Origin of the sequence: Pseudomonas sp. WS 5412 (genome assembly GCF_012985615.1) — a bacterium.
GTDB lineage: Bacteria > Pseudomonadota > Gammaproteobacteria > Pseudomonadales > Pseudomonadaceae > Aquipseudomonas > Aquipseudomonas shahriarae.
This window is the reverse complement of sequence record NZ_JAARMB010000039.1, coordinates 1-21,563: the sequence shown is the minus strand read 5'-3', so window position 1 is coordinate 21,563 and position 21,563 is coordinate 1. Positions and strand designations below refer to the sequence as shown.

General features: G+C 59.6%; 22 protein-coding genes. 10 read left to right on the top strand and 12 right to left on the bottom strand.

Annotated features, from left to right (window positions below; genetic code table 11):
- Positions 1 to 356: 356 nt before the first annotated feature.
- Together HBR94_RS27810 and HBR94_RS27805 are read right to left on the bottom strand one after the other, a co-directional pair.
- On the bottom strand, positions 357 to 1,529 hold the full coding sequence (locus HBR94_RS27810; RefSeq protein WP_170045873.1) for an aminotransferase class V-fold PLP-dependent enzyme: 1,173 nt from the start codon (positions 1,527 to 1,529) through the stop codon (positions 357 to 359).
- A gap of 12 nt (positions 1,530 to 1,541) precedes the next feature.
- On the bottom strand, positions 1,542 to 1,778 hold the full coding sequence (locus HBR94_RS27805) for a DUF3820 family protein (RefSeq protein WP_008056784.1): 237 nt from the start codon (positions 1,776 to 1,778) through the stop codon (positions 1,542 to 1,544).
- A 206-nt stretch (positions 1,779 to 1,984) separates the two neighbouring features.
- Here HBR94_RS27805 and HBR94_RS27800 point away from each other — a divergent pair, with 206 nt between their 5' ends.
- Positions 1,985 to 2,452 (top strand): PA2169 family four-helix-bundle protein, encoded by a 468-nt coding sequence (locus HBR94_RS27800; protein WP_057439949.1) that lies wholly within the window; start codon positions 1,985 to 1,987, stop codon positions 2,450 to 2,452.
- 185 nt (positions 2,453 to 2,637) lie between these two features.
- Here the strand turns inward: HBR94_RS27800 and HBR94_RS27795 are convergent, their stop codons facing one another.
- Positions 2,638 to 3,108 (bottom strand): MaoC family dehydratase, encoded by a 471-nt coding sequence (locus HBR94_RS27795; RefSeq protein WP_032862565.1) that lies wholly within the window; start codon positions 3,106 to 3,108, stop codon positions 2,638 to 2,640.
- Positions 3,109 to 3,176: 68 nt separating this feature from the next.
- Entirely contained in the window at positions 3,177 to 4,121 is a 945-nt protein-coding gene (locus HBR94_RS27790) for an alpha/beta hydrolase (RefSeq protein ID WP_169961339.1), read from the bottom strand.
- Positions 4,122 to 4,331: 210 nt separating this feature from the next.
- Between HBR94_RS27790 and fadD2 the strand changes: the two genes are divergently transcribed.
- Together fadD2 and fadD1 are read left to right on the top strand one after the other, a co-directional pair.
- Complete coding sequence (gene fadD2, locus HBR94_RS27785; RefSeq protein WP_057439948.1) at positions 4,332 to 6,020, top strand: long-chain-fatty-acid--CoA ligase FadD2; 1,689 nt, start codon at positions 4,332 to 4,334, stop codon at positions 6,018 to 6,020.
- 314 nt (positions 6,021 to 6,334) lie between these two features.
- Positions 6,335 to 8,026, top strand: coding sequence for a long-chain-fatty-acid--CoA ligase FadD1 (gene fadD1 / locus HBR94_RS27780; protein ID WP_057439947.1), 1,692 nt, complete (start codon positions 6,335 to 6,337; stop codon positions 8,024 to 8,026).
- Positions 8,027 to 8,221: 195 nt separating this feature from the next.
- Here the strand turns inward: fadD1 and HBR94_RS27775 are convergent, their stop codons facing one another.
- Positions 8,222 to 8,599, bottom strand: coding sequence for a hypothetical protein (locus tag HBR94_RS27775; protein ID WP_057439943.1), 378 nt, complete (start codon positions 8,597 to 8,599; stop codon positions 8,222 to 8,224).
- A 199-nt stretch (positions 8,600 to 8,798) separates the two neighbouring features.
- On the opposite strand from HBR94_RS27775, the gene HBR94_RS27770 reads away from it, so the two are divergent.
- The 3 genes from HBR94_RS27770 to def all read left to right on the top strand — a co-directional run bounded on the left by HBR94_RS27770 (position 8,799) and on the right by def (position 10,663).
- Complete coding sequence (locus tag HBR94_RS27770; RefSeq protein WP_057439941.1) at positions 8,799 to 8,990, top strand: CsbD family protein; 192 nt, start codon at positions 8,799 to 8,801, stop codon at positions 8,988 to 8,990.
- 176 nt (positions 8,991 to 9,166) lie between these two features.
- A complete protein-coding gene (locus tag HBR94_RS27765; RefSeq protein WP_115128800.1) occupies positions 9,167 to 10,120 on the top strand; it encodes a YihY/virulence factor BrkB family protein in 954 nt (317 codons plus the stop codon).
- A 3-nt stretch (positions 10,121 to 10,123) separates the two neighbouring features.
- Positions 10,124 to 10,663, top strand: coding sequence for a peptide deformylase (def, locus tag HBR94_RS27760; RefSeq protein WP_029296447.1), 540 nt, complete (start codon positions 10,124 to 10,126; stop codon positions 10,661 to 10,663).
- Here def and HBR94_RS27755 read toward each other — a convergent pair.
- Complete coding sequence (locus HBR94_RS27755; protein WP_057444176.1) at positions 10,660 to 11,076, bottom strand: GNAT family N-acetyltransferase; 417 nt, start codon at positions 11,074 to 11,076, stop codon at positions 10,660 to 10,662. The two genes, def and HBR94_RS27755, sit on opposite strands and share 4 nt — an antisense overlap.
- A gap of 704 nt (positions 11,077 to 11,780) precedes the next feature.
- Here HBR94_RS27755 and HBR94_RS27750 point away from each other — a divergent pair.
- The gene (locus HBR94_RS27750) at positions 11,781 to 13,100 is read left to right on the top strand and encodes a PAS domain-containing methyl-accepting chemotaxis protein (protein ID WP_057439937.1); all 1,320 of its coding nucleotides are present in this window, start codon (positions 11,781 to 11,783) and stop codon (positions 13,098 to 13,100) included.
- Between the two features lie 202 nt (positions 13,101 to 13,302).
- On the opposite strand, the gene HBR94_RS27745 is transcribed toward HBR94_RS27750, so the two are convergent.
- The 5 genes from HBR94_RS27745 to HBR94_RS27725 all read right to left on the bottom strand — a co-directional run bounded on the left by HBR94_RS27745 (position 13,303) and on the right by HBR94_RS27725 (position 17,208).
- Complete coding sequence (locus HBR94_RS27745) at positions 13,303 to 13,803, bottom strand: hypothetical protein (protein ID WP_170045872.1); 501 nt, start codon at positions 13,801 to 13,803, stop codon at positions 13,303 to 13,305.
- Between the two features lie 149 nt (positions 13,804 to 13,952).
- On the bottom strand, positions 13,953 to 14,690 hold the full coding sequence (locus tag HBR94_RS27740) for an NAD(P)-dependent oxidoreductase (protein ID WP_115128798.1): 738 nt from the start codon (positions 14,688 to 14,690) through the stop codon (positions 13,953 to 13,955).
- Positions 14,691 to 14,700: 10 nt separating this feature from the next.
- The gene (locus HBR94_RS27735; protein WP_057439933.1) at positions 14,701 to 15,333 is read right to left on the bottom strand and encodes a glutathione S-transferase; all 633 of its coding nucleotides are present in this window, start codon (positions 15,331 to 15,333) and stop codon (positions 14,701 to 14,703) included.
- A gap of 179 nt (positions 15,334 to 15,512) precedes the next feature.
- Complete coding sequence (locus HBR94_RS27730) at positions 15,513 to 15,836, bottom strand: DUF6124 family protein (RefSeq protein ID WP_057441962.1); 324 nt, start codon at positions 15,834 to 15,836, stop codon at positions 15,513 to 15,515.
- A 340-nt stretch (positions 15,837 to 16,176) separates the two neighbouring features.
- The gene (locus HBR94_RS27725; protein ID WP_170045874.1) at positions 16,177 to 17,208 is read right to left on the bottom strand and encodes a LacI family DNA-binding transcriptional regulator; all 1,032 of its coding nucleotides are present in this window, start codon (positions 17,206 to 17,208) and stop codon (positions 16,177 to 16,179) included.
- 213 nt (positions 17,209 to 17,421) lie between these two features.
- On the opposite strand from HBR94_RS27725, the gene HBR94_RS27720 reads away from it, so the two are divergent.
- Positions 17,422 to 17,955, top strand: a complete 534-nt coding sequence (locus HBR94_RS27720; protein ID WP_057441958.1) for a gluconokinase — start codon at positions 17,422 to 17,424, stop codon at positions 17,953 to 17,955.
- Between the two features lie 84 nt (positions 17,956 to 18,039).
- Positions 18,040 to 19,392, top strand: a complete 1,353-nt coding sequence (locus HBR94_RS27715; RefSeq protein WP_057960476.1) for a GntP family permease — start codon at positions 18,040 to 18,042, stop codon at positions 19,390 to 19,392.
- Positions 19,393 to 19,522: 130 nt separating this feature from the next.
- Here the strand turns inward: HBR94_RS27715 and alaC are convergent, their stop codons facing one another.
- Positions 19,523 to 20,734, bottom strand: a complete 1,212-nt coding sequence (gene alaC, locus HBR94_RS27710; protein ID WP_029296464.1) for an alanine transaminase — start codon at positions 20,732 to 20,734, stop codon at positions 19,523 to 19,525.
- Between the two features lie 195 nt (positions 20,735 to 20,929).
- On the opposite strand from alaC, the gene HBR94_RS27705 reads away from it, so the two are divergent.
- Positions 20,930 to 21,412, top strand: a complete 483-nt coding sequence (locus HBR94_RS27705) for a GyrI-like domain-containing protein (protein ID WP_057441956.1) — start codon at positions 20,930 to 20,932, stop codon at positions 21,410 to 21,412.
- The last annotated feature ends 151 nt before the right edge of the window (positions 21,413 to 21,563 follow it).

Below are 21,563 nucleotides of genomic sequence, written 5' to 3'. Positions count from 1 at the left end.
GCTGGCCGTCATCCGATATTGATTTGGGGGGTAACCCGGCAGGACGCCGGGTTAGCCGCGCTGGGCCATGGATGGCCCATCGCGGCGGCCCCCCAAATCAATGTCGGATGACGGGCACACCGAGCCTAGGCGAGGTGCCGAGTGGTGGGGCAAGAGCCCTTTTGGTTACTTTTGGGGCTCTTTTCCAAAAGTGACCCGCCGTAAGGGCGGAACCAATAGCCGCCATAACCGCAACAACGGATATGTACACAACCCCAGAAAAGAGTTGTGTAGATACCTATGCTGCGATAGCGCTGGTTCAGTTAACCGATATTTGACTGACCCACCGCCATCGCAGGCCAGCCCGCTCCCACATTTTAATCAGTGTTCAGCTTGGTAATGGCATTGACCAGCACGTCGATGTCCGCCGCCGACGTCACCACCCCCGGCGTCACGCGTATGCAGGTACCAAACGCTGCCCCACTGCGCAGGGTGGTAAACAGGTTGTATTCATTAAGCAATCGATCCGCCATCACCTGTTGATCGCGCCCGTTGAACTTGAACGCCGTAATCGCGCAATACAACCGTGGATCATCCGAGGTCAGCACCTCGATCCCCGGCAATGGCCGTACCTGGCTCACCCACAGGTCACGCAGGTATTTCACCCGCGCCCCCTTGGCCTGCGCGCCGCCCAGGGTCCGATGCTCTTCGAGCACCAGCGGCAAGGTCATCAGCGCTGGAAAGTTCGGCGTGCTGTAGGACGTACGGGCGCGCACGTCGCTGGCTGGGTAATGGAACTCGCCCATGTCCGGGTCAATGTCCGCCAGCCGCTGCGGGGCGATATAGAGAAAGCCCAGGGTCAGCGGTGCACCGATCCACTTGTGCAGGTTGAAGCCGGCGAACGAGATGCCCAACTGGGCCAGGTCGAAGTCGATCTGGCCAAGGGCATGGGCGCCATCGAGGATGATTTCGACGCCATATTCCCGCGCAACCTGGGCGATGGCCTCCACCGGCATGACCAGGCCGGTGCGGTGGGTGACATAGGTCAGCGCCATCAGCCTCAGGCGTGGGTAACGGCTGAAGGTGTCGCGATAAGTCTGCAGCAGGCTGTCGAAGCTGGCCGGATGGGCGTGGGACACTTCGATCACCTCTACGCCCCGGTAGCCGGCGAGCCAGCGCATGGCGCCTTTGACCGTGTCGTATTCCAGATCGCTGATCAGCACCTGGTCGCCCGGCTGCAGGCGGTTGTAGTTGCGGATCAGCGACTGCAGGGCTTCGGTGGCATTGCGGGTGAAAGCAATCGCTTCTGGGTCGACGTTGACCAACTCGGCCAGTTGCCGGCGAATCTCGACGTGTTGCCCTTGCTCGAAGCGCTGGCGCACATGCACCGAGTTGCTGCGATTGATGAAGGCCACGTGCTCCTGATACTGGGCCAACACGGCCCGGCTCATGCGGCCAAAGTAGCCGTTTTCCAGGTTGATGGGGCCGGGCTCCAGGTCATAGCGCTGGGCAATGGCCTGCCAATAGGCTTCGTCGCGGGTGTGGGGCATGGGCGGGCTCGGTTAGTGGCGCGGGGCGGGTTTACCGTGTTTGGCGCGTAGCGGTTCCAGCAGTTCGGACAGGCCGTTGTGGTCGATTTCCTGCATCAAGGCCAGCAAACCGCCCAGCTCGCCGTGGGGAAAACCTTCGCGGGCAAACCAGTTCAGGTACGGGCCGGGCAGGTCGGCAATGATCCGGCCCTTGTACTTGCCGAACGGCATTTGGCGGGTGATCAGCAGTTCGAGTTTTTCGGGGTTCATACGGGCTTCAGGCAATCAGGAGGATGCCTTGGAAAATACAGGCATTCTGCATGAAGGCCAAATGACAGATCATGCAAATAAAGCGGATACAGATTTGAGGTTTATTTATAACTTATTGAAAAATAAGGAATAAATATTGATTCAAGACCTGGCACGGGCGCTGCAACTACCTCAATACCTTTCTAAACCCGCGAAGGAATTGAAAAATGACTGATATCAACAAAGAGTCGATCTCCGTACTCAATGACCTGATCGAAACCAGCAAAGACGGCCAGGAAGGCTTCAAGACCTGCGCAGAAGACATCAAGCACCCTGAGCTCAAGGCGCTGTTCATCAAGCGTTCCGCAGACTGCGCGTCGGCGGCTGCCGAACTGCAAACGGCGGTGCGGGCCTTGGGTGGCGATCCGGAAGATTCCGGCAGCGTGGCCGGCGCACTGCACCGTGGCTGGGTCGACGTGAAGTCGATGGTCACCGGCAAGGACGAAGAAGCGGTACTCAACGAAGCCGAGCGCGGTGAAGACCACGCACTGAAGGCTTACAAAGAGGCCATCGAGAAAATCAACAAGCACAACCTGGTCGGTATTCGTGACCTGGTTGAGCGCCAGTATCATGGTGCGCAACGCAATCACGACCAGGTGAAAGCCCTGCGTAACCAGGCTCGCGCCCAGTCCTGAGCTGCGCCGAGGTAACAAATGTGGGAGCAGGCAAACCTGCTCTCACCGGTAATTGCGCCGTACCCCGATACAAATGTGGGAGCTGGCTTGCCTGCGATAGCGGTTGATCAGTCGATGTATGTATCGACTGAAATGACGCCATCGCGGGCAAGCCCGCTCCCACATTTTTTATTTCACATGCCTGATCAGCCGATGCTGATCGCCGGCAACTCAGTCAAGGTCACAACCTGCTGTTTGCGTGGCGCGAGGATCTCGGCTTCGCCATCCACCACCAACTCATCACGCTGGTTGAACACCTGGGTGGCAATCCGCACGCGGAACTTGGGCAGCTTCTCGAGGATTTCCAGACGTACGGTCAAGGTGTCGCCGATTTTCACCGGCTTCTGGAAGCTCATCTGCTGACCGATATAGATGGTGCCCGGCCCAGGCAGCTCACAAGCGACTGCCGCGCTGATCAAGGCGCCGCTGAACATGCCGTGGGCGATCCGCTCCTTGAACATGGTCGCCTTGGCGAATTCGGCATCCAGGTGCACCGGGTTATGGTCGCCGGACATTGCCGCGAACAGCTGGATATCGCGCTCTTCTACGGTTTTGCTGTAGGTGGCTTTCTGGCCAACTTCGAGGGCTTCGTACGGAGTGTTGGTAACCTGGGTCATCTGATCCTGCATCCTGTGGCTAATCGGTAATCTTAATTCGTTGATTTTAAACGAAAATATTTATGCGTTCACTCGCAGCGCGCCGGCCGGCGATGGTTCACGGCCTGGGCCATCCAGGCCAGCACATCAGCGGTGACCGCATCGCGGTTGGTTTCATTGAAGAGTTCGTGGCGCGCCTGCGGGTAGATGTTCACGTGCAGGTTCTGGCAGCCGGCATCGCGCAATGCGTTGGCCAGGCTGGTGAGACGCTTGCCTTCACTGACCGGATCACATTCGCCGCCCATCACCAAAATCGGCAGGCCCGGATCAATCTGTTTGAGATTGGACGCTTTGCTGATTTGCTGCAAGCCACCCAGCAGGTCGATCCATAGCTGGTTGGTGCAACGAAAGCCGCACAGGGGGTCGTTGACGTACTTGTCCACTTCGTCCGGGTCGCGGCTCAGCCAGTCAAACGCCGTGCGGTTGGGCTTGAAGGCCTTGTTGAACGAGCCAAACGACAGAAACTCGATCAGTGCGCTGCGGCCCCTGAGGCCCTGGCGCAGGCGTTCGGCCCGGGCGATCAGGCGGGCGGCGCGGTACAGGGCCACCGGCTGGAAGTTCGACCCACTGAGAATCGCCCCGTGCAGGCTGGCACTGTGATGCAACAGATAGGCCTGGGCGATATAGCTGCCCATGCTATGGCCCAGCAGGAGGATCGGCACACCGGGGGCTTGCTGGCCGATGTGCTGGTTGAGCGCGGCCAGGTCACCTACCACTTTGTTCCAGCCATCGCGCTCGGCAAACAGGCCCAGGGTGCCTTCATCGGCGGTACGGCCATGGCCGCGCAGGTCCGGGGCGTACACGCCGTAGCCGGCATCACACAGGGCCTGGGCCAGGCGCGCATAGCGGCCGCTGTGCTCGGCCATGCCATGGGCCAGCATCACCAGCGCCGTGGGCGTGCCGTCCGGTAGCCACTGGTTGACGTACAGGCGGCTGCGGTCGTTCGCGGTCAGCCAGAAAGTGGTGTGGTTCATGGCGCTTCCTTTGCTCAGGGTCGTTGCAGTGTATAGCTCATCCGAGGGCCGGCGTCTGATCACCCGCGGCCTCAGGGGCAAGATTCATACAATCAATGACACGTTTTAGTGTATTTGCCTGTTTGGCCATAGCTGCTAACGTCCCCGAAGCTCCGCTTCCCTTAAACAGCCGGAAGCGGTCGGGCACACTCGGGTAAGAGGACAAGAATAATGCAACCTGATTTCTGGAATGACAAACGCGCAACAGGCGTTCCCAACGAGCTTGACCTGTCGGCGTACAAGTCAGTAATCGAAGTCTTCGAGCGTTCCTGCAAAGCCTTTGCCGACCGTCCGGCATTCAGCAACATGGGGATCACCCTGACCTACGCCGACCTGGAGCGCCAGAGTGCGGCGTTCGCCGGCTACCTGCAACACCACACCGATCTCAAGCCGGGCGACCGTATTGCGGTGCAGATGCCCAACGTCCTGCATTACCCGATTGCCGTGTTCGGCGCCTTGCGCGCCGGGCTGGTGGTGGTCAACACCAACCCGTTGTACACCCCGCGGGAGATGCGCCATCAGTTCAAGGATGCGGGCATTCGTGCGCTGGTCTATCTCAACCTGTTTGGTTCCAGGGTCCAGGAAGTGGCGGCTGACACCGAGATCGAGTACCTGATCGAAGCGAAGATGGGCGACTTCATGCCCGCCGCGAAGGGCTGGCTGATCAACACCGTGGTCGACAAAGTGAAGAAGATGGTCCCGGCCTACAGCCTGCCCCGGGCGGTGTCGTTCAAGCGCGCGTTGCGCATGGGCGCGGGCCTGGCCGTGACCCGCCACCCGATAACCCTCGATGACATCGCCGTGCTGCAATACACCGGCGGCACCACCGGCCTGGCCAAGGGCGCGATGCTCACCCACGGCAACCTGGTAGCCAACATGCAGCAGGTGCGGGCGTGCATGTCACAGCTGCGTGAAGACGGGCATCCGCTGGTCAAGGAAGGGCAGGAGGTAATGATTGCGCCGCTGCCGCTGTATCACATCTATGCCTTTACGGCGAACTGCATGTGCATGATGGTCACCGGCAACCACAACGTGCTGATCACCAATCCACGGGACATCGGCGGCTTTATCAAGGAATTGAAGAAGTGGCGGTTTACCGGGTTGCTGGGGCTCAACACACTGTTTGTCGCCTTGATGGAGCACCCGGATTTCAAGACCCTGGACTTCTCCCACCTGAAGATCACCAACTCCGGCGGTACCGCCCTGGTCAAGGCCACCGCCGAGCGCTGGAAGCAGATCACCGGCTGTTCCATCGGTGAAGGCTACGGCCTGACTGAGACGTCGCCAGTGGCCAGCACCAACCCCTACGGTGATCAATCGCGCCTGGGCACCGTGGGTATTCCAGTGCCGGGCACGGCGATGAAGGTTATTGATGACGCCGGCGTCGAGTTGCCGATGGGCGAGCGGGGCGAGTTGTGCATCAAGGGCCCGCAGGTCATGAAGGGCTACTGGCAGCAACCGGCGGCCACTGCCGAGACCCTGGACGCCGAGGGCTGGCTCAAGACTGGCGATATTGCGGTGATCGACCCCGACGGTTTTGTGCGCATTGTCGACCGCAAGAAAGACCTGATCATCGTCTCGGGCTTCAATGTGTACCCCAACGAGATCGAAGACGTGGTGATGGCCCACCCGAACGTTGCCAACTGCGCGGTGATCGGCGTGCCTGACGAGCGTACCGGCGAGGCGGTGAAACTGTTCGTGGTGGCGCGGGCCCAGGGTGTCAGCCTTGAGGAGCTGAAGACTTACTGCAAGGCCAACTTCACCGGCTACAAAGTGCCCAAGCACATTGTGTTGCGCGACTCGTTGCCGATGACGCCGGTAGGCAAGATCCTGCGCAGAGAGCTTCGCGATATCGCCTGACCTGAATTGAAATGCGATTCAAATGTGGGAGCTGGCAAGCCAGCTCCCACATTTACGGTGTACACCCTTAAAGTAGAGCGGTTTCGCAGGTTATAGAATCTTTGCTCTAAAAATGACTACTGCATATTCTTGAGTCATGTTTATGACTGTAGGGGCCTCTTTTGGCTCTAGGCGGCCCTTGGCAAAGCTGCTACTCTCGGCGCGCTTTGTGACCTCTCGGCCTGCTTGAAACAGCCGGAATCACCTAAAAACACACAAATAATAATCGCATCAAATGCGGTGAATGAATTCGCGTCGCTGAGGAGTGGGCTTCCATGATCGAAGACTTTTGGAAGGATAAGTACCCCGCCGGGATTGCTGCAGACATCAATCCAGACGAGTATCAAAATATTCAGGCGGTACTGAAACAGTCCTGCCAACGCTTCGCCGACAAACCGGCTTTCAGCAACCTGGGCAAGACAATCACCTACGGTGAGTTGTACGAATTGTCCGGTGCCTTTGCCGCGTACCTGCAACAGCATACCGACTTGCAGCCCGGTGATCGAATCGCCGTGCAATTGCCCAACCTCCTGCAGTATCCGGTCGCCGTGTTTGGCGCTATCCGCGCCGGCCTGATCGTGGTCAACACCAACCCGCTGTACACCGCGCGGGAGATGGAACACCAGTTCAACGACTCCGGGGCCAAAGCCCTGATCTGCCTGGCCAACATGGCGCACCTGGCAGAAAAAGTCGTGCCCAAGACTGGCGTCAAGCACGTGATCGTCACCGAAGTGGCTGACCTGTTGCCGCCGCTCAAGCGGTTGCTGATCAACAGCGTCATCAAGTACGTGAAGAAGATGGTCCCGGCCTATCACTTGCCCCAGGCGATCAAGTTCAACGACGTCCTGGCCAAGGGGCATGGCCAGCCGGTCACCGACGCCAGCCCGGCCAGCGAAGACGTCGCCGTACTGCAATACACCGGCGGCACCACCGGCGTGGCCAAGGGCGCAATGCTGACCCATCGCAACCTGGTCGCCAACATGCTGCAGTGCAAGGCGCTGATGGGCTCCAACCTCAACGAAGGCTGCGAGATCCTGATCACGCCGCTGCCGCTGTACCACATCTATGCCTTCACCTTTCATTGCATGGCGATGATGCTGATCGGCAACCACAACATCCTGATCAGCAACCCGCGCGACCTGCCGGCGATGGTCAAGGAGTTGTCGAAGTGGAAGTTCAGCGGCTTTGTCGGCCTGAACACCCTGTTCGTGGCCCTGTGCAACAACGAAGGCTTCCGCAAGCTGGACTTCTCGGGGCTCAAGGTCACGCTGTCGGGTGGCATGGCATTGCAACTGGCGGCGGCCGAGCGTTGGAAGGCCGTGACCGGCTGCAATATCTGTGAAGGTTACGGCATGACCGAAACCAGCCCGGTGGCCACGGTCAACCCGATCCAGAATATCCAGATCGGCACCATCGGCATCCCGGTGCCCTCGACCCTGTGCAAAGTCATCTCGGATGAGGGCGTCGAGTTGCCCCTGGGCGAAATCGGCGAGCTGTGCGTCAAGGGCCCGCAAGTGATGAAGGGCTACTGGCAGCGTGAAGACGCCACCGCCGAAGTGCTCGACAGCCAAGGCTGGCTGAAGACCGGCGATATCGCGATCATCCAGCCAGACGGCTACATGCGCATCGTTGATCGCAAGAAGGACATGATTCTGGTCTCCGGTTTCAACGTCTACCCCAACGAGCTGGAAGACGTGCTGGCAAGCCTGCCGGGCGTGCTGCAATGCGCGGCCATTGGTGTACCGGACGAGAAATCGGGCGAGCACATCAAGCTGTTCATCGTGGTCAAGCCAGGCGCGACACTGACCAAGGAGCAGGTGATGGAGCATATGCGCGCCAACGTCACCGGCTACAAAGTGCCGAAGGCTGTCGAGTTCCGCGAAGCACTGCCGACCACCAACGTGGGCAAGATCCTGCGTCGTGAGTTGCGCGATGAAGAGATGAAGAAACTGGGCCTGAAGAAGTAAACAAAAAGCCCCGCGAATGCGGGGCTTTTTATTGGGCGCTGAGTGTCGACTGACCCACCGCTATCGCCGCGATGCGGCGACCCGACAAGCCATTTGTCCTGGGCCGCACTCAAAACACCTGTACAGCACAACCCCTGTGGGAGCGGGCTTGCCCGCGATGGCGTCCTGTCAGCCCCCACATTTCTGATCGGGTGTTTACAGGGCGAACTGCGCGAAGCTCACGCCAGCGCCTGCCGGGCGTACATCCTTCAGGAACGAGTCCTTGTCCGCGCTCAGCTCCAGGGTAATCTCCGGCTTGCGCTTGCCTGCATTGCGTACCACCAACCCTTCAAGCTTCTCACGCAGGTACACGGTCGGTACTTTCAGGTGCAGCAGTTGATCGGTTTCGGCGTTGTGCATCAACAAATGAATCCACTCGTACTGGCCAATGGCGATGCGCGCCACCGGCAGGTCGAACCACCAGATGTTGCGCTTGCGGTCCAGGTCGGTGAAGTGGCAGTTGTTGACACCGAGCACGGCACCGCCCAGTTCCAGGTTTCTGCGGGCGATGGCCTGTGATTTATTGAGTTTCATAACCTTCCTACGGGATCTGTTATTCAGCGGTTGAGCCTGAATCTGCCGGGCATTCTCGTGGGTTGGCCGCAAAACATAAAGCCAAACCTGTACGGGGTGATGAAATGCCTGACGCAAATAATTGAAACTCTACGCAAACGCCCAGGGTCAATCCTTAGGTAATGACCAAAACCCTTGATTGTTCTTACGGAGAAATACCATGGGCAGCACAGCGGATAAGGCAAAAGGTTTAGCGAACGAAGCCATTGGCAATATCAAACAAGGTGTCGGCAAAGCCACTGACAACACCCAGCTTGAGGCCGAAGGCAAGATCCAAGAGAAGAAGGGCGAAGCCCAGCAAGCGATCGGCAAGGTCAAGGACGCGGTAAAGAATACGGTCGACAAAGCCTGATTCACCCGCCTGCCAACACGCAGCATAACGGTCATCCACGGATGGCCGTTTTTATGTCAAGCCGGCGGATTAAAGTTTCGAAATTGTTTCAAGGTCGCCAAATAGGCTACCTTGATGTAGAAAACGGCCCCTGAGTCGCCCACGAACTCAACCTTTTTGCGGCGAAAGGAGACGCTATGATTTTTCCGGTATTAAAAGATCTGCCGCTGCACCGCGTATTGATGCGCACCGTCACAGAGTTCATCGACGACGAGATGCCCACCTACGCCTCGGCACTGGCCTACCAGATGCTGTTTTCATTGTTTCCCTTCCTGCTGTTCCTGATTGCCCTGATTGGTTTCCTGCACCTGCCGGACTTCTTCAGCTGGTTGCGCCTGCAATCGGAGCTGGTGTTGCCGCCCCAGGCCCTGGAGCAGGTCAACCCGGTGATTGACCAATTGCAGCAATCCAAGGGTGGGCTGTTGTCGGTGGGTATCGTCATCGCGCTGTGGACCGCCTCGGCGGGCGTGCGCCTGATGATGAGCGCGATGAACGCCGCCTACGACGTGGTGGAAGGCCGGCCGATCTGGAAACGTTTCCCGCTGTCGATTCTCTACACCGTGGGTATCGCCGGTATGTTGCTGGCCGCCGCCGCGTTGATGGTCCTGGGGCCGCAAGTGATGGAGTGGCTGGCCGGGCAGATTGGCATGCAGGAGTTCGTCGTTACCCTGTGGACCATCCTGCGCTGGCCGTTGATTGTGATCCTGCTGATGTTCGCCGTGGCCTTGATGTACTACGTGATGCCGGACGTGAAGCAGAAATTTCGCTTTATCACGCCAGGCTCGGTGCTGGCGGTGGTGGTCTGGATCGTGGCTTCCCTGGGCTTTGGCTATTACGTGAAAACCTTCGCCGACTACAACGCCATGTACGGCAGCATCGGCGCGATCATTGTCCTGCTGTTGTACTTCTATATTTCCGCCGCCGTATTACTGCTGGGCGCGGAGATGAACGCGGTGATCGAGCACATGTCTGCCGAAGGCAAAGACCCGGGCGAAAAAGACTTTGGCGAACACCACCCTGATCAAAAACAGCATGTCTCGGGCCTTGGCCGGGACCATTCGCTGCCCAAACCCACCTCTGATGAAAGTTGATCGATGATTCGTGAAATCCTGAAAATGGGCGACGAACGCCTGCTGCGTATCGCGCCCCCGGTGCCCCCGGAAATGTTCGACAGCCCCGAGCTGTGGCAACTGATCGACGACATGTTCCAGACCATGGAACACGTGGGTGGCGTTGGCCTGGCCGCGCCGCAGATTGGTGTCGACCTGCAACTGGTGATCTTCGGCTTCGAGAGCAGCGAGCGCTACCCGGATGCCCCGGCGGTGCCCCAGACCATCCTGATCAACCCGTTGATTACCCCGCTGAGCCCGGTGTTGGAGGAGGGTTACGAAGGCTGCCTGTCGGTGCCAGGCCTGCGCGGTGCGGTGGATCGCTACCAGCAGATTCGCTACGAGGGTTTTGACCCCAAGGGCGAGCCGATTGTGCGGATTGCCGATGGCTTCCATGCGCGGGTGGTGCAACATGAATGCGACCACCTGATCGGTCGCCTGTACCCGTCGCGGATCACAGACTTCAGCAAATTCGGGTTTATCGAGGTGATGTTCCCGGAGCTGGATCCCGCCGCCGACGCTTAACCCTGGCGGCACAGGCCCATGGCAATCATCGGCTTGTTGCGTTTATAGCGCACCAGGCGCTCTGCCAGCGACTGCGGCAACACGGTCTGCTGGCTGAAGCCCTGGGCTGTATAAAACCCTTCCAGGTCGGGGTGGCACAGTAGCCACACCGTGCCTTCGACAGGCGCAATCGCTTCAGCGATCAGCCGCGCCGCCAGCCCTTGCCCGCGTAATGCCGGATCGACAAACAGCCCGGTCAGCCACTGACCGCCGACCACGGGGCTCAGGCACAGGCCGGCGACGATCTCGCTGTTGCGCGCGACCCACAACTGGCCGCCCTTGAGGGCTTTCATCGGCGAGTTATGGCGGCGGTAGAACTTGTTCAGCAACGGCCACAGGGGCTCTGCCAGTAGATCAATGTGCAACTCGGGCATGGTATTTGGACAAGCGTGATCAAGGGCTGGGGATTATAAGTCGGGCAAAGCGCCTTCTGTTGGGCAATAGGTGTTATACCCATGCTTACTTCCTCTGTTAGTGGAGCATGCATCATGGCCAAAGGTATGGATTCAAAGAAAGCCGCGAAGAAAAAACCGGCAAAGACCGCCGATGAAAAACGCGCGGACAAAAAAGCCAAGAAAACTGAGACAGGCCTGTTCGGTCACTAAGCCCTTCACTGTAGGAGCGAGCGAGCTCGCTTCTACACGGCAAGATACATCCTGATATCCCCCTCGCACGCCCCTCCAACCTCTATTTACCAATGCTGGCTGATTAATGGCCTTGCAGAGTGCCAAGCCCTGTCTATGCTCACCCATAACCACTTATGTCGCTTGCCATATGAAGCGTTCTGGGTGGTTTTTGGCATAGCGAGCGCGTACCTCAACGCGCCGGGAAAAATGGAGCCTTAAGTTAAATGGACTTGCGTGTGTCGGTTGAAGCAGGCCCCAGAGAGGGTCATCAAGAAAAGGATGCCTTGAAGCGAGTGTTGCCCCATGGACTCTCCGATTAGTCATCATTTATCTATCGCCTGACACTTGTCCTGTCTCTGGACGATTGCGTTTGCCTGTTTTGTGGAAAGTTGTGCTGGGTCAAATCCAAGAACTAACCGTCATTCAAAGACAGCGCTGAAGGTGATCCGACCATGTTTAACCTGCACCACAAATCCGACCTGTTGCAAATCGAACGTTTTTCCTGCGCGTTGACCCAGGCCCAGGCCAAGCTGGCGGCGATCAGCCGCTCCATGGCGATGATCGAGTTTGATCGCGACGGCATAGTCCTGGATGCTAACGAAAACTTCTGTAAGACAATGGGTTACAGCGCCGAGGAAGTACGTGGCAAACACCACCGAATCTTCTGTGAAGAGTCCTACTACCGCAGCGACGCCTACGCCAAGCTGTGGCGCGACCTGGCCCAGGGCGAGCCCATCAGCGACACGTTCATGCGCTTGACCAAGAGCGGCGAGGAGGTGTGGCTGGAGGCCAGCTACATGCCGGTGTTCGGTCCGGATGACCAGGTGCAGAGCGTGATCAAGGTGGCGTCGGACATTTCCGAACGGATCCACCGCGAACATGAAAACCAGAGCCTGATTGACGCCATCGGCCGCTCCATGGCGGTCATCGAGTTCACGCCCCAGGGGCAGATCCTCAATGCCAACCAGAACTTCCTGAAGACGGTGCAATACTCCCTCGGTGAAATCGTTGGTCAGCACCACAGCATGTTCTGTGACCGCGCCGAGGTGGAGTCACCGACTTACAAGGCGTTCTGGGCGTCGCTCAACCGGGGTGAATTTCACTCCCATCGTTTTGAACGGCGCAACAAGTATGGCCAGACGCTGTTTCTGGAAGCCTCCTACAACCCGATCTTCGATGCCAATGGCCGCCTGTACAAGGTGGTGAAGTTCGCCAGTGATATCACCCACCAGGTCACCACGTTGCGGACCGCTGCCGATTCGGCCCACGCCACCTCGGTGCAGAACGACGCCTGCGCCCGTAAGGGGTCGGAAGTGGTGCAGCAGACGGTGCAGATCATCGAAGAAATTTCCCGCGACCTGAATCAGGCGGCGCTGAGCATCGACGCGGTGAGCAAGCAGTCGGACATTATCGGCACCATCGTGCAGACCATTCGCGGGATTGCTGATCAAACCAACCTGTTGGCGCTTAACGCGGCCATTGAAGCCGCGCGCGCCGGTGAGCACGGGCGTGGGTTTGCGGTGGTGGCGGACGAGGTGCGCAGCCTGGCCGCGCGTACCAGCCAGGCGACGATCGAGATTGTCGACGTGGTGCGCAAAAACCACGACTTGTCCCTGAGCGCGGTATCGAGCATGCAGTCGAGCCTGAGCCGTACCGGGCTGGGGGTGGAATTGGCCAATGAAGCGGGGCAGGTGATCCTGGAGATCCAGGAGGGCTCGCGGCATGTGGTGGATGCTATCGGCCAGTTCAACTCCACCCTGCAGTTGCAGTAACGGGACCGTGCCCACCCTGTGGTGAGGGAGCTTGCTTCCGTTGGGGCGTGAAGCGGCCCTAAATGGGACTGCTACGCAGTCCAACGGGAGCAAGCTCCCTCGCCACAGCAGTTCCCTCGCCACAGCAAGCCCGCTCGCCACAGGTCAACGGGAGAGTGGGTTGCCAGGCTCAACCCGTGCAGAGCGGCAGTGGCGGGTGATATCAGATGGCAGCCAGGGTATCTTTCACGGCCTTGATCTGCGGGTCAGCGGTCTTCTCGGCGAACTGCTGCGCCGCCTGCATCTTCAGGCGCTCAGTCACTTCCAGGGCAATGGCATTCTGCTGTTCGATAGGCATCGCTTTCACTTCTTCTTCGGTCAGGCCCTTTTCCTTGAGGATCTGATCGCGAATGCGCTCGGCCGGCGTCTTGGCCATGTAGTCGGTGAACTCTGTCCGGGCCTGGGTGCTGGTCGCGGTGGCCGGCGTGGTGCTGGTCGGCGGTGTTGCCTGCAACTGCAGGCGGGTCTTGGCAAACGCCGCATCCACGTTGCTGGCCGTGGTGTCGGTGGCCTTTTGCGTGGCCTGTACCTGGGTCGCGGCGGCAGCGTTCTGCACGTTTTGCATCACGCCGCTGTACAGCGCGCTGGCGGCGGCGTTGGCCGGGTCCAGGTCGGGGCGTTTGGACTGTTGGATCACGGACGAGACTTGGGTATTGACCAACATGATCGGGCACCTGTGGTTTTGAACGGTCCATAGGGTTTAGCAATTAGCGTGCCGGGAACTAAAACCCCGTATTCATTGGCTGTGAGGGCAATACCGAGGCAAGAGGCGGGTTGCCGACGGCCAATGTTTGCCGTCGGCGGCCATTGCCTTCAGTAGGTAATGGGAATCTCGAAGACCTGGAAGGCATCGTCCTGCGGCTGATACCCCAGAACCCGTGTGGTCTCGCTCAAGTCCAGGCGCTTGAAGCGGTTATTGGAAATGCCATGGGCGATCAGGTGCTTGACCCCCTCGGCCTCCACCGAGCGCTGCAACAACTGCACGGCATCCCGAGGGCTGAGCCAGGCGCTGAGGTCGCGGGCGTTGTTCAGGTCGTGGGTTTCGGCAAATTCAAACGCGCCAATGCGTAACGCGATGGTGGAGAGTGGGGTTTTGGCTGCGTAATACCCGCACAGCGCTTCGCCGTAGCATTTGCTCACGCCATACAGGTTGGCCGGCAGCACCGGCATGCCCGGGGTGATTTGCCGATCCACCGGGTAGCCTTCGATGGTCTGGGCGCTACTGGCGAAGACCAGGCGCTTGACGTTGGCGGCCACGGCCGCTTCGAACAGATAGGTGGTGGCGAGGATATTGTTGGGGAGCAGTTCGTCGAAGGTGGCGCTGGCGTGGGGAATGCCCGACAGGTGCACAACCACGTCGATGCCGTCGAGCAGTGCGGTGAGGGCCGTTCTGTCACTCAAGTCGGCCTGCACGAAGCGATGGCCGTCGAGGGCGAAGCCCGGTGCGACGCGGTCGGTGAGGGTAAAGCGGTAGCGATCTTTCGACGCTTCGAAAAATGTCTTGCCGATCCTGCCGCAGGCGCCGGTGAGCAGTACGTTGAGTCCTTTCATCGTGTAATCCTTAGTTGTGACCGTCGAGGGCAAAGGCCTGGAAACCTGGGCGCTGGCTGAGCAGGGCGTAGTACGCATCGACAGCCGGGTAGCGAGGGCGCTCCATGGGCGTCATCCGCCAGCGGTGCACCGACAGGCCGACCAGGATATCGGCGAGGCTGAAGCTGTCACCGGCCACATAGGCGCCGGTCTTGATCAACTGCTGCTCCAGCAATCCCATCTTGTCGTTCCAACCGCGCACACCGGCAGCAATGCGCTGCGGGTCCTGGAAGTCCGGGTTCTGGCGCACCAGGGCGTGGAAGGCATAGCCCCAGGAGGGATTGAGTTCGGTGGCTTGCCAGTCCATCCATTGCTCGACCCTGGCGCGAGGCGCGGGGGCGGCGGGCAGCAAGTCATGGCGCTGGTGCAGGCCCACCAGGTAACGGCAGATGGTGTTGGATTCCCAGAGCACGCCGTTGTCGTCAATGATCACCGGCACCTGGGCATTGGGGTTCAGGGCGAGGAAGGCGGGTGATTGGGTGGGGGTGAAGCCGATGCCCCAGTCTTCGCGCTCGTAGGGGATGTTCAGTTCCTGGCAGGTCCACAGGACTTTTCGTACGTTGATGGACGAAGTGCGACCCAAGATTTTCAGCGCGTGTCCCATGGTGCTTCCCTGGCAGGTGTGAATTGGCGTTGGCCAATTTAGCAGGGGCCAAGTGGGCACGGTAAAAAATGTGGGAGCTGGCTTGCCTGCGATGGCGGTGTGCCAGTCATTATCTTGGGTGGCTGACACACCGCCATCGCAGGCAAGCCAGCTCCCACCTTTTTGATCGCGTCTGGGCTTTAGTTGTGCAGTGTTTGCTGGTCCATCAATGTGCCCATCAGCAACACGCCCAACTCGCTCAACTGGTGAATCGCCAATGCCCTGTCGCGGTCTTTGCCGGTCAGGTCTTCGGACAGGTCCAGCAGTAATGTGGTGACCGAGGATAGAGTTTCATAGCTGTTGGCAATCAGGCTTTCGCTGCTGGCGCCGGAAGTGACGGTGAACAGAGTGGAAGGTTCGGGCGCGGGGGCGGTTGGGGGGTTGAGGTAGTGATCAATGGCGCGGTGGGCGGCCAGGTTGAGTTTTGCGTCCTCATGCGGAGGATTGGGAGTAACTTTGAACATGGTTATGACCTTTGGCTGGGCCACCACCGGATCGCTACTAAACGAAAGGGTGGCGGCTGTACGCAGGTTAGTAGACCGGTAAAGTCACACAAAAACCCGGCGCACCACGAGGGCGCCCTGCGCACAGCCACCATCAAGCACAGGCGGGTAAGCCTGATAGATGAAGCTCATGCTCATTTTGTATGACTGCTCAGGCTACTAAACCCGATCACCGAGACATTCAGCGACCGAGCCACCTTAGAGAGCCCTACCCAGGCGCACAAGCCGGCGGATTCTGACGCAACCGTAGGTAACGGAGCAAGGCGTGGCCGCACAGTCAGCCCATTCCTACAGCCAATGCCTAGCTGCTCTCGCGTACCTTCAACTCAAACCCCATATCCACCACCGGCTGGGCGATTTTGTTGCCGGCCATCACCGTCAGCAAATGCTCTGCCGCGCGTCGGCCAATGGCTTCGCGTGGGGTGCTGATGCTGCTCAGGCGCGGCACCATGAAGCTGGAGGCGGGCAGGTCGTTGAAGCCCAGTACCGCCACTTGCTGCGGCACCTTGATCCCGTGGCGCAGGGCTTCGAGCAGCGCACCCTGGGCCAGGTCGTCGTTGCCGAAGAAGATCGCGTCCACATCCGGATGGCTGGCCAGCAGTTGCAGGAACAACTCGCCATCCAGGCCCACCGACGAGGGGCGCGGGGTCAGCAGTTCGAGGGTTGGGTCATACAAACCGGCCTGTTGCAGGCCACGGCGGAAGCCTTCACCGCGCAGCAGCGTGCGCTGGTCCAGTTGTGCGCCGACATAGGCCAGGCGTTTGCGACCCCGGGAGATCAGGTGCGCTGCTGCGGTTTCGCCGGCACTGATCTGCGAGAAGCCGACGCAGTTGACCCCGGCCGTCGGGTCCAGGTCCATCATGTACACGCAGGGCACATTGCTCGACTCCACCATGCGCCGGGCGCTTTCGGTGCGGTCAAAGCCGGTCAGCAGCAGGCCGCGTGGCTGGTAGGCCATGTAGTTGCGCAACAGGTTTTCTTCTTCGTCCCGGGAATAGTGGGTGTTGCCGATCAGCACTTCGAAGCCCTTGGGCCGTAGCACCTGATGAATGGCTTCGAGGGTTTCGATAAACAGCAGGTTGGACAGCGAGGGCACCAGCACCACCACCGACTGGCTGCGGGCGGAGGCCAGGGCGCGGGCGGCCGGGTTGACCACGTAGTTCAGCTCGGCAGCGGCTTTCTGCACTTTTTCCACCAGTTCGGTGGCCACGGTGCTGATCCCGCGCAGGGCCCGGGAGGCGGTAATCGGGCTGACGCCGGCCAGGCGCGCGACTTCGTTAAGGGTAGGGCGACCCGTGGTGCGGGTATTTTTATCGTTCTTGGAGGTCATCAGGCGGCTTGCCAAACAAAAATCGAGGCACTAAGGTAGCGCTGTCTCCAAAAGCCTGCAAATACTTGCGCAAAGGGTTGCCTGATCCTGGTGCAAGCGGTGGCAGAGGATGCACGCGTCACTCCATAAAAATGACAATTAGGCGCGGGAAAAGCCTGTTTTTGCACTAGCCTTAGGGCGTGCAAAGGTAGCGCTATCTGCGTCCTGAGGTGTTTCATGAGTCAACCTGTTACTGCCCTGGTCATCATGGGTGTTTCCGGATGTGGCAAGTCCAGTGTCAGCGAGGCCCTGTGCCTGTTGAACGGCGCCACCGCCATTGAAGGCGACAGCTTTCACCCGGCTGCCAATATCGAAAAGATGAGCGCAGGCCATCCCCTGAACGACGACGACCGCGCCGGCTGGCTCGACATCCTCTGCGATGAGTTGCGTCGTGCGCTCAAGGCCGGCGAGCATCCGGTGCTCACCTGTTCGGCCTTGAAGAAAAAATACCGCGATCACCTGCGCGAAGCCGCGCCGGGCCTGGGGTTTGTCTTCCTCGAACTGACCCGCGAAGTGGCCGCCGACCGCGTGTCCCATCGCCCCGGCCATTTCATGCCGGCCAGCTTGATCGACAGCCAGTTCGCCACCCTCGAATCGCCCATTGGCGAGCCGCTGACCCTGGCCCTCAACGCCAGTAAAGACAGCATCGAGGCGTTGGCCGCGCAGACCCACGCGTGGTGGCTGACCCACGGTTTTGAACCTTCCCGATGATTTTTTGCCCGAAAGATAGCGCTATCCGACGGCACGAAATTCAACACCCGCTTTAATAACAACAACAAACAGGAGACGACCCCCATGTTTGGCATGTCCCACGAGTCTTACCTGCTGCTTGATGCAGTGGTCACTATCATCGGGCTGATCGTGTTGATCACCCGGTTCAAGGTCCACCCCTTTATTGCGCTGATTATCGCCGCAGGCTTTCTCGGCCTGACCTCGGGCATGCCCGTGGACAAGATCATCAAGGCCTTCCAGGACGGTTTTGGCGGGGTGCTCGGGTTTGTCGGGATTATCCTGGCGCTGGGTACGATGCTCGGCAAGATGATGGCCGAATCCGGCGGTGCCGATCAGATCGCCCAGACCCTGATCCGCGCCTTCGGCAAGGAAAAGGTGCAGTGGGCGATGATGTTCGCGGCCTTCCTGGTGGGCATCCCACTGTTCTTCGAGATCGGTTTTGTATTGCTGATCCCGCTGGTGTTTATCGTTGCGCGGCGCACCGGTGTGTCGCTGATCAAGATCGGCATCCCGTTGCTCGCCGGCCTGTCGGCGGTGCACGGCCTGGTGCCGCCGCACCCGGGGCCGTTGCTGGCCATCGGCGTGTTTGGCGCGGATATCGGCAAGACCATTCTTTACGGCCTGATCGTCGCCTTGCCGACCGCCATCATTGCCGGGCCGATCTTCGGGACGTTCATTGCCAAGTACATCCCCGGCAACCCGTCCCAGGAACTGGTGGACCAACTGGCCCGCGAGTCCGACGCAAAAAACCTGCCGAGCTTCAGCATCACCCTGATCACCGTGCTGCTGCCGGTGTTCCTGATGCTGCTGAAAACCTTCGCTGACATTGCCCTGCCAGACGGGCACATCGTGCGTAACTGGATGGACATGATCGGCCACCCGATCAGTGCCTTGCTCCTGGCGTTGTTGCTGTCGCTGTACACCTTTGGCCATCGCCAGGGCATCCATTCCAAACAGATCCTCAAGCTGCTGGATGCGAGCCTTGCGCCGACCGCCGCGATCATCCTGATCATCGGTGCCGGTGGTGGCTTCAAGCAGATGCTGGTGACCAGCGGTGTGGGTGACGTGATCGGCCATATGGCGGTGACGGCGCAGATCAACCCGATCCTGCTGGCCTGGCTGGTAGCCGCGGTGATTCGGATTGCCACGGGTTCGGCGACCGTGGCCACCATTACTGGCGCAGGCATTGTGGTGCCGGTGGTGGGGATGGTGCCGGGGGTCAACCTGGAGTTGCTGGTGCTGGCGACGGGGGCGGGGTCGTTGATTCTGTCGCACGTCAACGATGCAGGGTTCTGGCTGGTCAAGCAGTACTTCAACATGACCGTGGCCGAGACGTTCAAGACGTGGACGGCGATGGAGACCATCCTGTCCATCGTGGCACTGGGCTTTATCATGTTGCTGTCGTTGGTGGTGTAACCCAACCAGGGGTAATTGATCGTTCCCACGCCCCGCGTGGGAATGCCCCTTGTGACGCTCTGCGTCACGCTTTGGGACGCAAAGCGTCCCGGACTACATTCCCACGCAGAGCGTGGGAACGATCACTCGGTCAGGCTTTGGTGACCAGGCCATCGGCCCGGAACATTGCCCGTATGCCGCGTACCGCCTGGCGAATGCGGTCCTGGTTCTCGATCAGCGCAAAGCGCACATGGTCATCGCCATACTCGCCAAAGCCGATCCCCGGCGACACACACACCTTGGCTTCGAGCAGCAGCTTCTTGGCAAATTCCAGCGAGCCCATGGCGGCATACGCCTCGGGAATTTTTGCCCAGACATACATCGACGCCTTCGGATTCTCCACCATCCAGCCCAGTTCATGCAGGCCCTTGACCAGCACATTGCGGCGCTGGCGGTACTGCTCGGCAATGTCTTTCACACATTGCTGGTCGCCTTCCAGCGCGGCAATCGCCGCCACTTGCAGCGGGGTGAAGGTGCCGTAGTCGTGGTAGCTCTTGATGCGCGCCAGGGCGTTGACCAGTTCCGCGTTACCCACCATAAAACCGATGCGCCAGCCGGCCATGTTGTAGCTCTTGGACAGGGTGAAAAACTCCACCGCAATGTCCTTGGCCCCCGGTACCTGCATGATCGACGGGGCTTTCCAGCCGTCGTAGACGATATCGGCGTAGGCCAGGTCGTGGATCACCAGCACGTCGTACTGCTTGGCCAGGGCGATCACCCGTTCGAAGAAGTCCAGTTCCACGCACTGCGCGGTCGGGTTGGACGGAAAGCCGAGGATCATCATCTTCGGCTTGGGGATCGAACCGCGGATCGCCCGCTCCAGCTCGGCAAAGAAGTCCACGCCGGGAATCAGCGGCACCGAGCGCACCTGGGCGCCGGCAATCACCGCACCGTAGATGTGAATCGGGTAGCTGGGGTTGGGTACCAGAACGGTATCGCCCTGGTCCAGGGTGGCCAGCATCAGGTGCGCCAGGCCTTCCTTGGAACCGATGGTCACGATGGCCTCGGTTTCCGGGTCGATATCCACCTCATAGCGGTCCTTGTACCAGCGCGAAATGGCGCGGCGCAGGCGCGGGATGCCTTTGGAGGTGGAGTAGCCGTGGGTGTCTTCGCGCTGGGCGACGGTCACCAGTTTTTCCACGATATGCGGTGGAGTCGGGCCGTCGGGGTTACCCATGCTCAAGTCGATGATGTCTTCGCCGCGCCGACGCGCAGCCATCTTCAGCTCGGCAGTGATATTGAAAACATAAGGGGGGAGTCGATCTATGCGCGCAAAGCGGCGCGGCGAACCTTGGTCTGCCATTGTTGCCTCGGAATACGTAAGCGCCCGGAACCGTCCGAGCGACGTCGGCCACTGCGGTGGCCTGCGGGGCAGACAATACGGGCGATGAGGGTAGGTTGTCCAGATGGCGCCGGAAAATTTTCGGCCTGGAGTGTTGGATGACTATGCCCCTATACTCAGTATGGTTTTGGTCATTTATCAATGGAGATTGTGCAGATGAACCAACAGGTAACGTTACCCCTGGAACCCCGCATGGAAGAGGGCAGGGCGATGGTCATTGCCGGGGTCGGCGGTCATTACGGCAAGGCCACGCTGGGGGACATTCCGAAGCTGTGGGAGTTGTTCGACAGCTGCATCAAGGACATCAAAAAGCGCATGGGCGGCGTGACCTACGGCGTTTGCTACAACGCCACCCAGGAAGAGTTTGATTACATCGCCGGGGTCGAAGTGCCAGCCAAAAGTGATGTGCCGGGCAACTTTCAATCCATTGAAGTGCCGGCCAATCATTATGCGGTCTTCGCGCACTACGGGCCGGTGTATGCGCTGTCGCAGACCTATGAGCGGATTATGTACGAGTGGTTGCCGACGTCGGGGTACAAGGTCGCCGGGCCGGATCTGGAGCGCTACAGCGCCGACTTCGATGTGGATAAGGGCACCGGTACCGTGGAAATCTGGCTGCCTGTCGAAAAGTCCGCATAACCTGTACGTCGCCTGATCCACCGCCATCGCAGGCAAGCCAGCTTGTATGGTTAGACTTGTAGGGGTGGTGGGACTAAAAGCCAGCATCTGACTCTAGCCAGTACAGACCGTGGGAGACTTCGCCCCACCCCTTCACCAAAGCGCCGATAAG

Excerpts from the sequence above, each read along its gene's own strand:
- alaC (WP_029296464.1), bottom strand. The coding sequence starts at position 20,734 with ATGGCAGACCAAGGTTCGCCGCGCCGCTTTGCGCGCATAGATCGACTC.
- HBR94_RS27750 (WP_057439937.1), top strand. The coding sequence starts at position 11,781 with ATGTTTAACCTGCACCACAAATCCGACCTGTTGCAAATCGAACGTTTT.
- HBR94_RS27715 (WP_057960476.1), top strand. The coding sequence starts at position 18,040 with ATGTTTGGCATGTCCCACGAGTCTTACCTGCTGCTTGATGCAGTGGTC.
- HBR94_RS27745 (WP_170045872.1), bottom strand. The coding sequence starts at position 13,803 with ATGTTGGTCAATACCCAAGTCTCGTCCGTGATCCAACAGTCCAAACGC.
- HBR94_RS27720 (WP_057441958.1), top strand. The coding sequence starts at position 17,422 with ATGAGTCAACCTGTTACTGCCCTGGTCATCATGGGTGTTTCCGGATGT.
- def (WP_029296447.1), top strand. The coding sequence starts at position 10,124 with ATGATTCGTGAAATCCTGAAAATGGGCGACGAACGCCTGCTGCGTATC.
- HBR94_RS27740 (WP_115128798.1), bottom strand. The coding sequence starts at position 14,690 with ATGAAAGGACTCAACGTACTGCTCACCGGCGCCTGCGGCAGGATCGGC.
- HBR94_RS27795 (WP_032862565.1), bottom strand. The coding sequence starts at position 3,108 with ATGACCCAGGTTACCAACACTCCGTACGAAGCCCTCGAAGTTGGCCAG.
- HBR94_RS27735 (WP_057439933.1), bottom strand. The coding sequence starts at position 15,333 with ATGGGACACGCGCTGAAAATCTTGGGTCGCACTTCGTCCATCAACGTA.
- HBR94_RS27765 (WP_115128800.1), top strand. The coding sequence starts at position 9,167 with ATGATTTTTCCGGTATTAAAAGATCTGCCGCTGCACCGCGTATTGATG.
- HBR94_RS27805 (WP_008056784.1), bottom strand. The coding sequence starts at position 1,778 with ATGAACCCCGAAAAACTCGAACTGCTGATCACCCGCCAAATGCCGTTC.
- HBR94_RS27775 (WP_057439943.1), bottom strand. The coding sequence starts at position 8,599 with ATGAAACTCAATAAATCACAGGCCATCGCCCGCAGAAACCTGGAACTG.
- HBR94_RS27730 (WP_057441962.1), bottom strand. The coding sequence starts at position 15,836 with ATGTTCAAAGTTACTCCCAATCCTCCGCATGAGGACGCAAAACTCAAC.
- fadD2 (WP_057439948.1), top strand. The coding sequence starts at position 4,332 with ATGCAACCTGATTTCTGGAATGACAAACGCGCAACAGGCGTTCCCAAC.
- HBR94_RS27810 (WP_170045873.1), bottom strand. The coding sequence starts at position 1,529 with ATGCCCCACACCCGCGACGAAGCCTATTGGCAGGCCATTGCCCAGCGC.
- HBR94_RS27705 (WP_057441956.1), top strand. The coding sequence starts at position 20,930 with ATGAACCAACAGGTAACGTTACCCCTGGAACCCCGCATGGAAGAGGGC.
- HBR94_RS27800 (WP_057439949.1), top strand. The coding sequence starts at position 1,985 with ATGACTGATATCAACAAAGAGTCGATCTCCGTACTCAATGACCTGATC.
- HBR94_RS27790 (WP_169961339.1), bottom strand. The coding sequence starts at position 4,121 with ATGAACCACACCACTTTCTGGCTGACCGCGAACGACCGCAGCCGCCTG.
- HBR94_RS27755 (WP_057444176.1), bottom strand. The coding sequence starts at position 11,076 with ATGCCCGAGTTGCACATTGATCTACTGGCAGAGCCCCTGTGGCCGTTG.
- HBR94_RS27770 (WP_057439941.1), top strand. The coding sequence starts at position 8,799 with ATGGGCAGCACAGCGGATAAGGCAAAAGGTTTAGCGAACGAAGCCATT.
- fadD1 (WP_057439947.1), top strand. The coding sequence starts at position 6,335 with ATGATCGAAGACTTTTGGAAGGATAAGTACCCCGCCGGGATTGCTGCA.